Source organism: Burkholderia sp. BCC0097 (genome assembly GCF_902832985.1).
Lineage (GTDB): Bacteria > Pseudomonadota > Gammaproteobacteria > Burkholderiales > Burkholderiaceae > Burkholderia > Burkholderia orbicola.
Genome location: NZ_CADFDM010000007.1, coordinates 357812 through 370833, shown reverse-complemented (window position 1 = coordinate 370833; position 13022 = coordinate 357812). Strand labels below are relative to the sequence as shown.

General features: G+C 62.0%; 20 protein-coding genes and 1 tRNA gene. 10 read left to right on the top strand and 11 right to left on the bottom strand.

Annotated features, from left to right (window positions below):
• Window positions 1-76 precede the first annotated feature (76 nt).
• On the top strand, window positions 77-343 hold the full coding sequence (locus HWX07_RS24920) for an Arc family DNA-binding protein (RefSeq protein ID WP_175878029.1): 267 nt from the start codon (window positions 77-79) through the stop codon (window positions 341-343).
• Window positions 344-478: 135 nt separating this feature from the next.
• Here the strand turns inward: HWX07_RS24920 and HWX07_RS24915 are convergent, their stop codons facing one another.
• From HWX07_RS24915 to HWX07_RS24900, 4 genes are all read right to left on the bottom strand, one after another.
• The gene (locus HWX07_RS24915) at window positions 479-721 is read right to left on the bottom strand and encodes a hypothetical protein (protein ID WP_175878028.1); all 243 of its coding nucleotides are present in this window, start codon (window positions 719-721) and stop codon (window positions 479-481) included.
• On the bottom strand, window positions 714-989 hold the full coding sequence (locus HWX07_RS24910) for a hypothetical protein (RefSeq protein ID WP_175878027.1): 276 nt from the start codon (window positions 987-989) through the stop codon (window positions 714-716). Before HWX07_RS24910 ends, HWX07_RS24915 begins: the two co-directional genes overlap by 8 nt.
• 186 nt (window positions 990-1175) lie before the next feature.
• Window positions 1176-1463: an XRE family transcriptional regulator gene (locus tag HWX07_RS24905; protein ID WP_175878026.1), complete on the bottom strand. Its 288-nt coding sequence runs from the start codon at window positions 1461-1463 to the stop codon at window positions 1176-1178.
• A gap of 252 nt (window positions 1464-1715) precedes the next feature.
• Window positions 1716-2105 carry a Rap1a/Tai family immunity protein gene (locus tag HWX07_RS24900; RefSeq protein ID WP_175878025.1) on the bottom strand — a complete coding sequence of 130 codons (390 nt, stop codon included), beginning with the start codon at window positions 2103-2105 and terminating at the stop codon, window positions 1716-1718.
• Window positions 2106-2301: 196 nt separating this feature from the next.
• Between HWX07_RS24900 and HWX07_RS24895 the strand changes: the two genes are divergently transcribed.
• The 3 genes from HWX07_RS24895 to HWX07_RS24885 all read left to right on the top strand — a co-directional run bounded on the left by HWX07_RS24895 (window position 2302) and on the right by HWX07_RS24885 (window position 4977).
• Window positions 2302-3402 (top strand): hypothetical protein, encoded by a 1101-nt coding sequence (locus HWX07_RS24895; protein ID WP_175878024.1) that lies wholly within the window; start codon window positions 2302-2304, stop codon window positions 3400-3402.
• Between the two features lie 987 nt (window positions 3403-4389).
• A complete protein-coding gene (locus HWX07_RS24890; protein ID WP_175878023.1) occupies window positions 4390-4731 on the top strand; it encodes a hypothetical protein in 342 nt (113 codons plus the stop codon).
• Between the two features lie 9 nt (window positions 4732-4740).
• Window positions 4741-4977, top strand: coding sequence for a hypothetical protein (locus HWX07_RS24885; RefSeq protein ID WP_060211795.1), 237 nt, complete (start codon window positions 4741-4743; stop codon window positions 4975-4977).
• Window positions 4978-5010: 33 nt separating this feature from the next.
• On the opposite strand, the gene HWX07_RS24880 is transcribed toward HWX07_RS24885, so the two are convergent.
• The 4 genes from HWX07_RS24880 to HWX07_RS24865 form a co-directional block, all read right to left on the bottom strand.
• The gene (locus HWX07_RS24880; protein ID WP_175878022.1) at window positions 5011-5727 is read right to left on the bottom strand and encodes a class I SAM-dependent methyltransferase; all 717 of its coding nucleotides are present in this window, start codon (window positions 5725-5727) and stop codon (window positions 5011-5013) included.
• Window positions 5728-5833: 106 nt separating this feature from the next.
• Window positions 5834-6130: a 4Fe-4S dicluster domain-containing protein gene (locus tag HWX07_RS24875; RefSeq protein ID WP_175878021.1), complete on the bottom strand. Its 297-nt coding sequence runs from the start codon at window positions 6128-6130 to the stop codon at window positions 5834-5836.
• 2 nt (window positions 6131-6132) lie between these two features.
• A complete protein-coding gene (locus tag HWX07_RS24870) occupies window positions 6133-6441 on the bottom strand; it encodes a hypothetical protein (RefSeq protein ID WP_175878020.1) in 309 nt (102 codons plus the stop codon).
• A 12-nt stretch (window positions 6442-6453) separates the two neighbouring features.
• Window positions 6454-7035 carry a sigma-70 family RNA polymerase sigma factor gene (locus tag HWX07_RS24865; protein ID WP_175878019.1) on the bottom strand — a complete coding sequence of 194 codons (582 nt, stop codon included), beginning with the start codon at window positions 7033-7035 and terminating at the stop codon, window positions 6454-6456.
• A 174-nt stretch (window positions 7036-7209) separates the two neighbouring features.
• Between HWX07_RS24865 and HWX07_RS24860 the strand changes: the two genes are divergently transcribed.
• Together HWX07_RS24860 and HWX07_RS24855 are read left to right on the top strand one after the other, a co-directional pair.
• Window positions 7210-7286: transfer RNA gene (locus HWX07_RS24860), tRNA-Met, on the top strand.
• 218 nt (window positions 7287-7504) lie between these two features.
• Window positions 7505-7837 (top strand): hypothetical protein, encoded by a 333-nt coding sequence (locus HWX07_RS24855; protein WP_175878018.1) that lies wholly within the window; start codon window positions 7505-7507, stop codon window positions 7835-7837.
• Between the two features lie 53 nt (window positions 7838-7890).
• Here HWX07_RS24855 and HWX07_RS24850 read toward each other — a convergent pair whose 3' ends face one another.
• Window positions 7891-8631 (bottom strand): SDR family NAD(P)-dependent oxidoreductase, encoded by a 741-nt coding sequence (locus tag HWX07_RS24850; RefSeq protein WP_175878017.1) that lies wholly within the window; start codon window positions 8629-8631, stop codon window positions 7891-7893.
• 115 nt (window positions 8632-8746) lie between these two features.
• Between HWX07_RS24850 and HWX07_RS24845 the strand changes: the two genes are divergently transcribed.
• Entirely contained in the window at window positions 8747-9370 is a 624-nt protein-coding gene (locus HWX07_RS24845) for a TetR/AcrR family transcriptional regulator (protein ID WP_175878016.1), read from the top strand.
• A 30-nt stretch (window positions 9371-9400) separates the two neighbouring features.
• Here HWX07_RS24845 and eco read toward each other — a convergent pair whose 3' ends face one another.
• A complete protein-coding gene (eco, locus tag HWX07_RS24840; protein ID WP_023476772.1) occupies window positions 9401-9901 on the bottom strand; it encodes a serine protease inhibitor ecotin in 501 nt (166 codons plus the stop codon).
• Between the two features lie 143 nt (window positions 9902-10044).
• On the opposite strand from eco, the gene HWX07_RS24835 reads away from it, so the two are divergent.
• Window positions 10045-10371 carry a hypothetical protein gene (locus HWX07_RS24835; RefSeq protein ID WP_175878015.1) on the top strand — a complete coding sequence of 109 codons (327 nt, stop codon included), beginning with the start codon at window positions 10045-10047 and terminating at the stop codon, window positions 10369-10371.
• A 197-nt stretch (window positions 10372-10568) separates the two neighbouring features.
• Here the strand turns inward: HWX07_RS24835 and HWX07_RS24830 are convergent, their stop codons facing one another.
• Window positions 10569-10931, bottom strand: coding sequence for a hypothetical protein (locus HWX07_RS24830; protein WP_175878014.1), 363 nt, complete (start codon window positions 10929-10931; stop codon window positions 10569-10571).
• 156 nt (window positions 10932-11087) lie between these two features.
• Here HWX07_RS24830 and HWX07_RS24825 point away from each other — a divergent pair, with 156 nt between their 5' ends.
• Window positions 11088-11468 (top strand): DUF5594 family protein, encoded by a 381-nt coding sequence (locus HWX07_RS24825; protein WP_012328978.1) that lies wholly within the window; start codon window positions 11088-11090, stop codon window positions 11466-11468.
• Between the two features lie 182 nt (window positions 11469-11650).
• Window positions 11651-13018, top strand: a complete 1368-nt coding sequence (locus HWX07_RS24820; protein WP_175878013.1) for an MFS transporter — start codon at window positions 11651-11653, stop codon at window positions 13016-13018.
• Window positions 13019-13022: the final 4 nt, after the last annotated feature.

Below are 13022 nucleotides of genomic sequence, written 5' to 3'. Positions count from 1 at the left end.
CTGTTGAATCGTCTTGATAAAAATGTAGCACGGTGCTTTATTGATTTCAAGCACCGTGCTACATTACAATGACCATATGGCCCGAGACGATCCTCAAATCAACCTTCGCATCCCGCTTGAACTGAAAGAGCGGTTGGACGCTGCGTCAGCGCAAAAGAGACGGTCATTGACTGCAGAAGTGGTCGCACGACTAGAGGCGAGCTTTTCGAGCGAGAGCGAAGACGGCGGCGTTCATATCGATGATCGAACGCTTGATCTGTTCGCGGAGCACATCGCGGGAAAGGTCGTTGGGGCGCTAGACAAGCGCGAGAAGCCGAAGCGTCAGCCACGGACACGAGATTGATGCGCTACTAAAGAGCCCCGCGCAGGCGGGGCTTCATGGTGCTCGTGGGAGATGGATCAGTGTTGGGCCTTCATTCACGCTTTCGATCCGACGCTCCCTTAGCAGCGCCGGACCATAGAGATCCATATCTCCAAATTACTGCATGCAATCCGCCTCACCGGCGACGCGCAAAATATCGCCGGCAAGGTCGCTCGCCAGCCACAAGAGCGTGGCGTCCTCCTCTCTACCGGCTGCTGCCGCGGCATCGCGATGCATTCTCCATAGCAGTGCACGCAACTTAAGCGCGTTGTTCTCGATTTCGTTCATCCGCCCATGGTCGCTCATGCCAGGTAGAGGCGGCGTGCCAGACTGCGCCTCGGTAGAATTGTCGTCAGCCATGACGAACTCCGCTTACGTCGAGGCCCGCCTTTACGGCCCTCTCGCGAATCACATCAATGTCGTTCGCTTGTAAGTCTGCTTGCAAAGCGCCATGCTCACATAGCACCTTGATTTCGCGGTCGTTCGTCAGCCGAGAAATGCTGCGAAAGATTGCACTCATCGCTTCAGCCTGCTCGTAGGTGACGCTTGCGGTGCCTTCGATGTCATCGACGGACACAGGTTCAAATCCGTCTATGAGAGCGCGTTCGGTAGAATCGGTGTTAGCCATGATACGAACCTCCATTACAGGTCGTGTTGTGGTCAGGCGGTCTAGGTGCGCCAACACCTCGGCCGCCGCTCTTCGTTGCTAGATACGTCGAAATGACTCTGCAAGATGACGCCGGAATCGTATTCGCCTCCCCATAGCAAGGCGGTCCTCGACAACGGCGGCGCTGCGAAGCCGCCGCTACCGCAGTTATTCCTCGTGGGTGTGGTCCAGCACTTCGGCGTTGAGATCGATGGTCGCGCCGATGTCCTGCATTCGTTTAAGTACGCGATTGAGCGTCTTTTCATCCAACTCAAGCCGAGCCGCCGCAAAGAACAGCATCTGCGGCCCCATTGGGCGCGGTGTGTTTCCGCCCGTATATTTGCGCCACTGATGATCGCCAGCCAGGCCGAATAGCTCGGCAAGCTGTTTGCCGGTATATCCCAGCTCGTGCTTGAGATCGGCAAGGTCCTTCGTCGTTGGGGGGGTGTACAGCATTGCGGTATGCCTCGAATGGGCGAGCGTGAAACAGGAACTCCATGGTCTTTCCTTTCGGGCTGAGGGCTGCGCAAAATGCACTACCACATAACGACAATAATAGACCCTTAGGGTCTAATGTCAAGAAGCATCGAAGGAGTTGTCGGCGCGCCGCCAACCCTAAGAAGTACTAGATGAATACAGCGACGTTCTCGACGGTTCGATGTGGCCTTCCGCTCTGGCACTACGTCCTATGCACGAGTTGCTACAGGTCTAGTGGCAAGGGTAAGCTTGCGCGACGGCCTTACGAATGACAATGACCGCTGGCTGAGCTCCGAGCTGTCGATCTCGATGGAGCGCCATGCCGACAATCTGCCGCAGCTTGGTCGCATTTGCTTTGTCAGCGGCGCACATATGCACGGCGCTTGATCGTTCCGTCAGCCCCTGCATCTCACTGGCCTGCAGCACCGCGTCGTCATCCACGACTCCCATGACGTACATGCTGGCCGCCAAACGAAGCGCGCCGTCGTTCGAGTTAATCCAGCTTTCGAGCTGCCGCCCGGTCATTGCTGCAGCTTTGGCCGAAAGCGGTAGAAATAGGAAACCGGCGACGAGCACCGCACGACACAAAAATGAGGCTGGCGGCAAGTTCAGGTGCGTCATGGACCATCTTCCTATCGCAATGAATAAAATTCCGTTTACGCTATTATCTCGGCAAAATTGACACAGTCTCGCTACGTATGGCTCAGCCTTGCGCAGGCCGCGAAACGGGGAAGATTGATGACCCAATTTCGTCCGCTCATCGAACAGCACCGAAGCGCGCTGTGCCACTTGTCGAACAAAATCTAACGGGGATCGCATGGGACAGGCGCGCGACGCGGCAAGCTCAATCGCTCATTGGGCAATCAAAAACAATCTCCTGAGCGCACTACATGCGAACATGGACAGCCAATACCTTGCTGCTGTCCCATCCGCCAATTTTTCGCAAGAAGCGTTGGACATTCTTCGACACCGATCGGTGTCATCAATCGTATTTAACGAGATAACGAGCACTGTCTACGTCTATACGGACAAAAAAGTCACCGTCAAGGAAACGGAGATGCTACCGAAGCTTATCTCCGGATGCTCGGTCGTATATCCACATGGGACGGCGGATGAAATTGGAGGACCTGTCGAAAACGCGCAAGGAAGTGCATTTACGATTGCAGCGGGTCCGAGCGGCTATGGCGTCTATTGCTGTGGGTCCTCAATTTCACCGGGAAACGAAGCTAGCGCCGGAACGCTCGGAGCACTCGTCAAAAAGTCAGACGGCTCTCTCTATGGGCTGACGAACAACCATGTGACTGGAGGCTGCAATCACTCACCAATCGATTTACCGATTCTTGCTCCAGGTGTTTTCGATGTCGCTGCGAAAACGATAATCCCGTTCACCATTGGCTTCCATTCGGAAGTTTTACCATTCGTGACCGGGACGGCTGGGAATGTATCGATCAACGACAACACGGATGCGGCATTGTTCAGGATCGCGGAACCGGCGAACGTCTCGTCACGGCAGGGGCAACAGTACGATACCCCAGCGACCTCAATCCCGCCCACTGTTGGGATGAAGGTGCAAAAAGTCGGAAGAACCACCGGCCATACGACTGGCGTGATCGTTGGACAACAATTACGCCCAATTCGCGTTCACGCGCAATCCCAACGCAACAGATTCCAAGCGATCATCACGATGCCCAACGTGTACCTCGTGCATGGCGACTACCGCCCTTTCTCCGACAGCGGCGACTCCGGCTCGCTCGTCGTGACGAACGATGGAACCGGCACGAACTATGCTGTTGGCATTATCATGTCGGGCGGCCCGGACAGCAACGCACCGGGTGGCAAGAAGACCTCCATTCTTCCAATCGCACCTATACTGCAAGGGTTCAATGTCACACTCGTGAGCGGCCACAATGTCACCTAGCGACCTACAGCGCATGGCGGACGCTGCGGACCATCTGGCAGCCCTCCTGCCCATGCCACTCCACGACACGATGACGGTAGCGGCAATGGAACCGACGGCCGGACAGTTGTTCTTGTCCGTCGGCCTCCCGTCTTCGGCATCTCATATGGACACCACCTTACCGAAACGCGTCGATGGCGTTGCGGTGGTCTATGTTTTCGAAGATCCGGAATCGCTCGACTAGCGGTATCGCCCTTATTTTCGAAATACTATATTCGGGTCAAAACGGACTAGCCGTTCGAGACATGTTTGTTGCTCTAGCGTCGCAATTCTTCCAACGAAACGTGGCTTGGGGCATTTTTGGGGGCACAAATACTCCCGACATCAACAAATCCCAATAGGGTCATGTAAGCATGAATTCTGTCGGGGACCAGAGATCCCCATCCCAGCGTTACGCGACAAATCTCTTCGCCAAGTTTGGCGTAGCTTTGGCGTAGCAACGAATTACTTCAGCTCACCTCCTGCTCCAGGAAGCCCAAAGGCAAGCCCTTCCGGTATCGTATGATGTATATCGATCGGAATCGGAGAGCAAGTCGCATGGCGCCAGTGACTATCGATATAGGGTCCGGGAAGCGAGCCACGTTGTCTAACAACGGTGAAGTAAGTCGATCCGCGGAACAGCGGGCAGCAGTCTCAGAATTGATGCTCCATTGGCCGAAATACTCCGGACTACTGACGGGGGCCGTTGGCTATCTCCGAGACTTGGGACTAGCCGGGTCACTCTCCGGCGATCCCGTAGCCGCGCTCCGGTCCGCCATAGAGGACGGGAGAGTGTCCGTATCAATCGATCGTCCAACGACCCGTGGCGGGGCGGCGGGAGGTTCGCCCTCAACCCCGCCTTTCCCCAAGGCTAGTAGGCTCGCCAGCGTGCCAGCGTCGGCTGGACTACCGATAGATAAGCCGCTACCTTCTTGGGCCACGCCTAGCGACGTGTCGGCTGGCGAACTGATGAGCTATCTGCAAAGCGTTGTCGGAATCGGCGGCGCTGGCGGTACCGCTGAATTCCCAGGAGGTGCGAATTTCACTGACTCCGCCTCACTCAGTGACGCATCTCCGTTCGATTATTCAGCGGACACCTTGGGCGACGCGGTTCAAGTTGCAGGAATCGACCGAGGCGATATGATGGCCTGCGACATCATCAAAGCCGAATGCAAGGGCTCAGTGCTCCGTGAGTTTCCGGGGCAGTATTTGAATTCGACTCTCAACGAGATTCAAGGCGACGCGAGCGACGGTATCAAAGAGGCGCGTAAGGCGCTCAAGCTGCTCAACGATAATCGATTCAAGAAATAGGTACCCGATATGACCACCAATACACTGTTTGATCTGCTCGACCGGCTCGACTCCGCGAAAATTCACTACACCCTGAGCCGCAATCGGCCCGATACGGTATTGGTCTCGGTTACCGTGGTTGGGATGCGAGTCGAAATAGACGTGTTCCGAGACGGGCATACGGAGGTTTGCATTTTTCGGGGTACGGAGGAGCCTACTGACGATGCCAATGCGCTGGACCAGATTATCGAGGCGAATCGAGACTGATTTTTACGGAGTTCTATTTGGTGCGTCTCCCACTCAAGCAACAACCACCGTAAACTCCACCCCCGACTCAAAATCCAGCGTCGTGGTCGAAAACCGCGGCTCCTCGTCGAGGTATTGCTTGTACGGTCGAACGGCGTCCTCGGCCGTGTACATGTTGTCGGCCAGCACGACCGATCCCGGCCGTAGCAGGCGCTCGATCTGCTTGAACAGCTTCAGATAGGCGTCGGCCCAGACATCGATAAACACCATGTCGACGGTCCCATCCAGCGCGGCAACCGTCTCGAACACATCGCCTTCCCTCAAGTCGACATAGGCATCCAGACCCGCAGCTTCGACATGAGCCCGCAACCGCGCGCACTTGCGCGCATCGCATTCGGTCGCGATGACCACACCACGGCCCAGCGTGCGCAACGCGTCGGCGAAATACAAAGTCGACACACCGCACGAACTGCCGAGTTCAAGGATTCTGGTCGGCCGTTGCGCGAGCACCATATTGCGCAAAAATCTTCCCGTTTCCGCCGACACGGCCAACGATAAAGCACTGCCCGCCGACGACTCGAAATCTTCGGTGAACAAGCCGAACGTTTCGAGAAACCGCCCTCGCAACCTCGGGGCGAGTGCTTCGTATTCGTCGACGAGCGTCGGAAACGCCTCGTTCGGCCCTCGGAACTGCGCGCGTGCGCGGGCGATGATTTCGCGCTGACTCTCTTCATGAAGCCGTTGCAAAAGAGCGTGGGTGTTAGAAACCAAGTGCGTTCCTTGACGAGATTGATCACGTAGACGGCGTATCCAGCGATTGCTATCCGCCATCAGGCCTGCGGCGCTACCGCTCCATCATCAGCAAACACGGGCGACGCTATGCCCGTCGAGCAAGCGTAATCGCGCGTTCGGGGCACGCCGTCACGCAAAGCCCGCATGATCTGCACGCGTCAGCGTTCGGCGTATACGCGACCTTCATCCCATGCACGCGCAGCTTCAACCGATGCATCAAACCAAGATCGAGGTAATCGTCCTGATCAATGCGCCGAACCTCGAACACGTTTTCAGGGCAAACGGTCACGCAATCTCCCTTCCCTTCGCAACGTTTCAGATTGACGACCGGCACAATCACACCCGCCTTCTGCTTGCAGTCGGCTGTTGATTTCTCGCGCATGTTCACTCCTCGGTAGGCCGCTTGCCACCCGATCGCCATGCGGCCCGAAACTGCTCACGTTCTTCAGGCGTCATGGCCTCCCACTTGCGCCAGTGACGCCGGCCATGCCAGCCGCGATGTCCGCGGAATCCGCCGAACAGAATGCGGCTCAACACGAGCAAGCCCAGCGCATGGGCGAAGTCGATCGTCCGCGCGCCGACGAATAGCGCCGGCATCACCCAGTTCCACAGCGTCATGACCACCCATCCGAGCACGCCGATGGCAATCACCACGAGCAGCACTTTGCCCACACATCTGATTCGAAAACTCATCCGTCGACTCCTCTAGATATCCAGTTCGTCATAAATGGGTTGCAGTCGCGCACGCAGGTGCAGAACCGCATAGCGTTTGCGCGCCAGCAGCGTATTGAGCGTGACGCCGCTTTGCGCGGCCATCTCCTTGAAGGACTGCCCTTCCAGTTCGTGCGCGATGAAAACCTCGCGCTGATTCGCCGGCAATTCGTCGAGCGCATCCTGCAACGCCTTGAGCAACAGCGTGCGAGCGTAGAGCGCTTCAGGGCCGGCATCGTGCGACGGTAGCGCGAGATCCAGGCGATACTCGCTGTCCGCTTCGTCGTCGGCATCGAGCAGTTCGGCCAGCGGCTGCTCCTTCTTCTTGCGAAAACGATCGATGATGCGATTGCGCGCGGTACGGAACAGCCACGCGCTCGCCTGTTCGATCGGCGCAGGCAGTCGATAGGCCTGGACGAATTCGTGAAGCACATCCTGCAGAACGTCCTCGGCATCGTCCGGGTCGCGGATCCGGCGCCGAATGAAATTCCCTAGCCTCGTTCGTTCACGCATCACTGTCGCAGTGATGTCGCGGTCTGAGTCGGTCATCGGTTGCGAAGTGGGTGGCGGTTCCATGCGTCTGAAGACGTTTCAGGCGCGCGAATATTGTGGCGAGTGTGAAAAATTTGCGGCTGTCCGCATCGGCTTCACTGCGCTGCAGTCGTTTCAAGGAACAGGCCCGATATGGCGTCAGCCCGTCTTCGCACGAATCGTTTGACTCAGAGCATCAACCCGAAGTACACTTCGCGCCGCGGGGTGGAGCAGTCTGGCAGCTCGTCGGGCTCATAACCCGAAGGTCGTAGGTTCAAATCCTACCCCCGCAACCAAATGCCGAAGCCCGCTTTGCGAAAGCAAGCGGGCTTTTTGCTGTTCGGCGGTCCAGGGATGTTGCTTGCGCGTGCAGCACGACACACGAAGAGGCGTGCAATCGGGCGTTCACCACGACGTGCGACACGCGACCGCACCTCGTCCATTCGCCGCAGCCATGCAGCGAACATTGCGTAGAATTCCGAACCTTCTTCGGTTCAGCACACGGACTTCTCGAATGATTCGAACGATCGCGGCACTCGCCGCGCTTTCGACGATGGCCGCCACGGCAAATGCCGCCGACGCCGGCACGGCCTCTGCGAAACAGCGCTACGTCAGCCCGGGCATCGCCAACGTCACTGCCTCGGCAGCACCACGCCCGGAAAGCACCTCCTCCGACGCACGCTGCCGGGAACTGGCCGCCGGCATCGACGCGGTCACGCACTCGCCAGACCGCGGCCAGAAAATCGTGCGCGGAATGGGCCCGGACGGCAAGCCGCGCAACGAACTGCGCGCCTACGACAAACGGGCCGATCTGGAAGCCGAGCACCAGCGCCTCGGCTGCCCATAACGAACAGCGACGAACACACCTCCACCCGGCCAACCCGCGCCGGGCATCGGCGTTTACGCGTTCGCCCCGCCGTCGATCGTCAACCCGGTCCCGTTGATCGACCGCCCTTCCGGCCCGACGACGAACGCCACGAGCGCGGCCACGTCATCGGCCTTGCCGTACTGCTGAATCGCCATCCGCGAACGCTGCGCATCGGCATGCGCGCCATCGGCCGGGTTCATATCGGTATCGGTCGAGCCCGGATGCACGATGTTGACCGTGATGCCGCGCGCGCCGAGATCGCGCGCGAGCCCCTGCGTCCAGCCGATCAACGCGGCCTTGCTCGCCGCATAGAGGCTCATCCCCGCATCGGGCACGCGCGTCGCGAGGCAACTGCCAGTCGACACGATGCGCCCGCCCTCCCCGAGGTGCCGCGCCGCCGCCTGCGACGCGACGATCACCGCACGCACGTTCACGTTCAGTGTCGCGTCGATATCGTCGAGCGTGAGGTCGTCCAGCGCGCCGGCCCGGAAAATCCCCGCATTGTTGACGAGGATGTCGAGGCCGCCGAGTGCTTCCGCGGCACGATCGACCGCGTTGCGCACGGCAGCCGGATCGGCGCTGTCGGCCTGGATCGCGATGGCCCTGCGGCCCAGCGCCTCGATGCCGGCAACCACGGCCTGCGCCCGCTCGGCCGATTTTTCATACGTGATCGCGACGTCCGCGCCATCGGCCGCCAGCCGTTTCGCGATCGCCGCGCCGATGCCGCGGCTGCCGCCCGTGATGAGTGCACGCTTGCCCTGAAGTCGATTCATGTCGGTTCCTTTCCTCATTTATGTAACGACCAACACAGAATGTGGCACGTTGCGTCGCACAGTCAATTGATTTATTTTATCGATCGATACAGATATCGACGAAGGGACGGACGCAATGGCTGAACGAGGCCGACCGAGAAGCTTCGACAAGGAAGCGGCGCTGGATCGCGCGATGGAGGTGTTCTGGCGTCTCGGCTACGAAGGGGCGTCGATGACGGACCTGACGGCCGCGATGGGCATCGCGTCGCCGAGCCTGTATGCGGCCTTCGGCAGCAAGGAAACGTTGTTCCGGCAAGCGCTCGAGCATTACCGCGCAACCGAGGGGCAGGAAATCTGGGGCGGAGTCGAACGGGCAGCGAGCGCGTACGACGCCGTGCAGAGCTACCTGATGGATACCGCACGCGTGTTCACGCGGCGCTCGAAGCCGGCCGGCTGCCTGATCGTGCTGTCGGCCCTGCATCCGGCCGAGCGTTCGGACATGGTCCGGCAAACGCTGATCGCGATGCGCGAGGGCACGGTCGACGCGCTGCGGGGACGCCTCGCGCAAGGCGTCGCGACCGGCGAAATATCCGCGCACGCGGAGCTCGATGCGATCGCCCGCTACTACGTGACGGTGCAGCAAGGCATGTCGATCCAGGCACGCGACGGCGCGAGCCGCCGCGATCTGGAGGCCGTCGCGCAGGCCGCGCTGGCCGCCTGGCCGGCGCTCGTCGGTACGGGCAGCGCGGCCGGTGTATAGGTAGCGGCAGGACGCCGCCGAAAGGAAAGGTTACTGCTTCGCAGCCTGCTGCACGTCCTTCGACGCGTGCCACACGCGATAACGCACGTCGAAGCCGTCCGGTACATAGACGACGAGCGGCAGGCGGCTGTTGTAGCGCAGTAGTTGACCGTCGCCGCGCACCTGCACGAACCGTTGCTGCGGCGCCTGGCCCGGGCACGCCATCAGCGTCGATGCCGGCCCCTTCACGTCGGTGAGCCGGTAATACGTGTAGCCCCAGCCCTTCACGTCCTCGGCGGTCAGCTCGCCGCCGAACCACTGCTGGTTGCAGTCGGTCTGCAGCGTCTTGCCGATCATCAGCTCGACGCGCGCATCGCCCTCGTTCTCGAGCGCGGGCAGCGCGATCACGACGCGCTGCTGGCCGGCCGCAGCCTGCGGGAACATCTTGATCGACTCGGCCGGCACGGCGGGCGCGGAGGCCGGCGCGGCAACGCAGGCAGCGGCCGTCGTCACGCAGAAGGCGGCCAGTGCGGCCCGGATCGCGAATGTCATCGATGTGCTCCTGAAAAACAAATGAGCCCCGGATGCTAACACTTTCGTCGCAAGACCTTACGAGGCTGTAATTTGGCGACACAATTGCAAACAGCCGGCAATCCCCGGGCGCGGTACTTATAGCGCAACCAACGGAGAACATCATGCTGAAGCTCATTGCTGCCGCCGGCGTCGCCGCCCTGCTGGCCGGCTGCGTCGTCGCCCCGGACGCCGGATACGGCTACGGCCAGCCCTACTATTCCGATCCCGGCTACGCGTACGCCCCGTCTCCCGTGTACGGCACGGTCAACATCTGGGGCGGTGGCGGCGGACGCGACTGGGATCGCGGCCGGCGCGACTACCATCACTGGGACGGCGATCGCGGCAACCGCGGCAACGGCTGGTGGCGCGGCGGCGGACGCCGCGGCGACTGGAACGAAGGCGGCGGCGGCGGACACGGTCGCGGCGACGGCGGCGGCCATCGCCACTGACGCGCAATTGCAACCGTTTGTATCCGCGCACGGCTAGCTGATGGCCTGCGGCACGCCCCGCAGACGAACGAACGGCCACACAAAAGACGAAGGCCCTCGCATCGAGCGAGGGCCTTTCGTCGTTCGGCCCGGCGAAGCAAACGTCGACCGCTGCTGGCCGAGCGGCCCGGAATCCGCTCGCGCCACGCGTGCTTGAATTACCAGCCGGCCGGCCGCGCGTAACCGCCCTGCACCGGCGCCCCGCACACATACGCACGCTGGTAGCGGTCGTAGCAATAGTTCGGGCCGTCGTCCTGGTACTGCGCCTGCTGATAGGTCGGGTAGGCCGGCTGCTGGTACGCGGGCGCCTGGTAGTACGTCGGCGGCTGATAGGCTGGCGCCTGGTACACGGGTGCCTGATATGCGACGGGCGGATTCATCGCCGACGTCACGATCGCGCCCAGCACCGCGCCGCCGATCAATGCGCCGATCACGGCGCCCCCGTCGCGGCCATGCGCGGACGCCGTGCCCGCGACCGCGAGCGAACCGGCAAGGACACACACTGCGGCAATCTTTTTCATGATGGACTCCCACGCGAAGTGGTACTGGATGGGATGCATTGTGGCGGTGCGCGGCCGTAATAGATGCAGCAAGTGGTAACGCGCGATTACCGGTATCGCTCGCGCCGAAACGCGTCGTCGCCGTGCTACGATTTTCGGCACACAGGAGACGCCTTCATGCAGCCCGAAACCGCCCGCCGTTTCGATACCGAATTCGCACCGCGCATCGCGCAGGCGATCGCCGCGTTCTTCGCGGAACACGTGCAGACCGACGTCGTCCCCTATGGCGGGCACGGGCACCCGACGCGCGTGCAGATCCGCAGCGCGCCGCACGAGCACGTGAGCGGCTTCGTGCATCCGCTGAATCTCGAGCTGACGTGGGACACCGACGAGATCGAGCGGCTGATGGAACCGGACGGCCCGGAGCGCTTCGAGCACTATCTCGCCGCGCTGCCGAGAAAGCTCGGCGCATGGCAAAGCGCGCGCGACATCGATCTCGCGTCGCGTACGCAGGCCGAGCCGCTCGTGCGGCTCGGCGGTCTCGACTTCGAAGGCTGAATGCGCGCGCCAGCCGGTGAATGCGCGGCGTGGCGTCGCGCGATGCGGCCCGGTGATACACTCGACCGGCCCCGCGCCGGTGCAGCCGCGCCGGCCGGGCCGTTCATCGCCGCCACCCTTGCACATGGTTGCGCACGCAACCTGCAGCCGGGCACGCGGACAACCCTGCTCTCGCTCCCGTCATGAACGCCGATACCGGCCTGCCGCTTCCGCAACGCTACTGGGCGATCGTCTGCGTCGCCCTGGGCATCACGCTCGCCGTGCTCGACGGCGCGATCGCCAACGTCGCCTTGCCGACCATCGCACGCGACCTGCACGCGTCCGACGCCGCGTCGATCTGGATCGTCAACGCGTACCAGCTCGCGGTCACGATCACGCTGCTGCCGCTCGCGTCGCTCGGCGAACGCATCGGCTATCGCCGCATCTACATCGCCGGGCTCGCGCTGTTCACCGCGGCGTCGCTCGGCTGCGCGCTGGCCGGCTCGCTGCCGATGCTGGCCGTGATGCGCGTGATCCAGGGGTTCGGCGCGGCCGGCATCATGAGCGTCAACGCGGCGCTCGTGCGGATGATCTACCCGTCGTCGTTGCTCGGGCGCGGGCTGTCGATCAACGCGATGGTGGTCGCGCTGTCGTCGGCGGTCGGGCCGACGGTCGCGTCCGCGATCCTGTCGTTCGCGTCGTGGCCGTGGCTGTTCGCGGTCAACGTGCCGATCGGCATCGCGGCCGTGCTCGGCAGCCTGCGGGCGCTGCCGGCCAACCCGCTGCACGATGCGCCGTACGACTTCGCGAGCGCGCTGATGAACGCGTGCGTGTTCGGCCTCTTGATCACGGCCGTCGACGGGCTCGGTCACGGCGAAGGTCATGCGTACGTCGCGGCCGAACTGGCCGTCGCGTTCGTGGTCGGCTACTTCTTCGTGAAGCGTCAGTTGTCGCAGCCGGCGCCGCTCCTGCCCGTCGACCTGATGCGCATCCCGATGTTCGCGCTGTCGGTCTACACGTCGACGGCGTCGTTCACGTCGCAGATGCTCGCGTTCGTCGCGCTGCCGTTCTGGCTGCAGAATTCGCTCGGTTTCTCGCAGGTCGAGACGGGTCTTTACATGACGCCTTGGCCGCTCGTGATCGTGTTCGCCGCGCCGCTCGCGGGCGTGCTGTCGGATCGCTATTCGGCCGGCATTCTCGGCGGCATCGGGCTTGCACTATTCGCCGCCGGGCTGCTGTCGCTCGCGACGATCGGCGCGCACCCGGGCACGGTCGACATCGTGTGGCGGATGGCACTGTGCGGCGCGGGCTTCGGGCTGTTCCAGTCGCCGAACAACCGCGCGATGCTGTCGTCGGCGCCGCGCGAGCGCAGCGGCGGCGCCGGCGGCATGTTGAGCACCGCGCGCCTGACGGGCCAGACACTCGGCGCGGCGCTCGTCGCGCTGATTTTCGGGCTCGCGCCCGACCGCGGGCCGACGATCGCGCTCTATGTCGCCACGGTGTTCGCGGCGGTGGCCGCGGTCGTCAGCCTGCTGCGCATCGCGTCGCCGCGGCCGGACTCGGCCGCCTGACGCT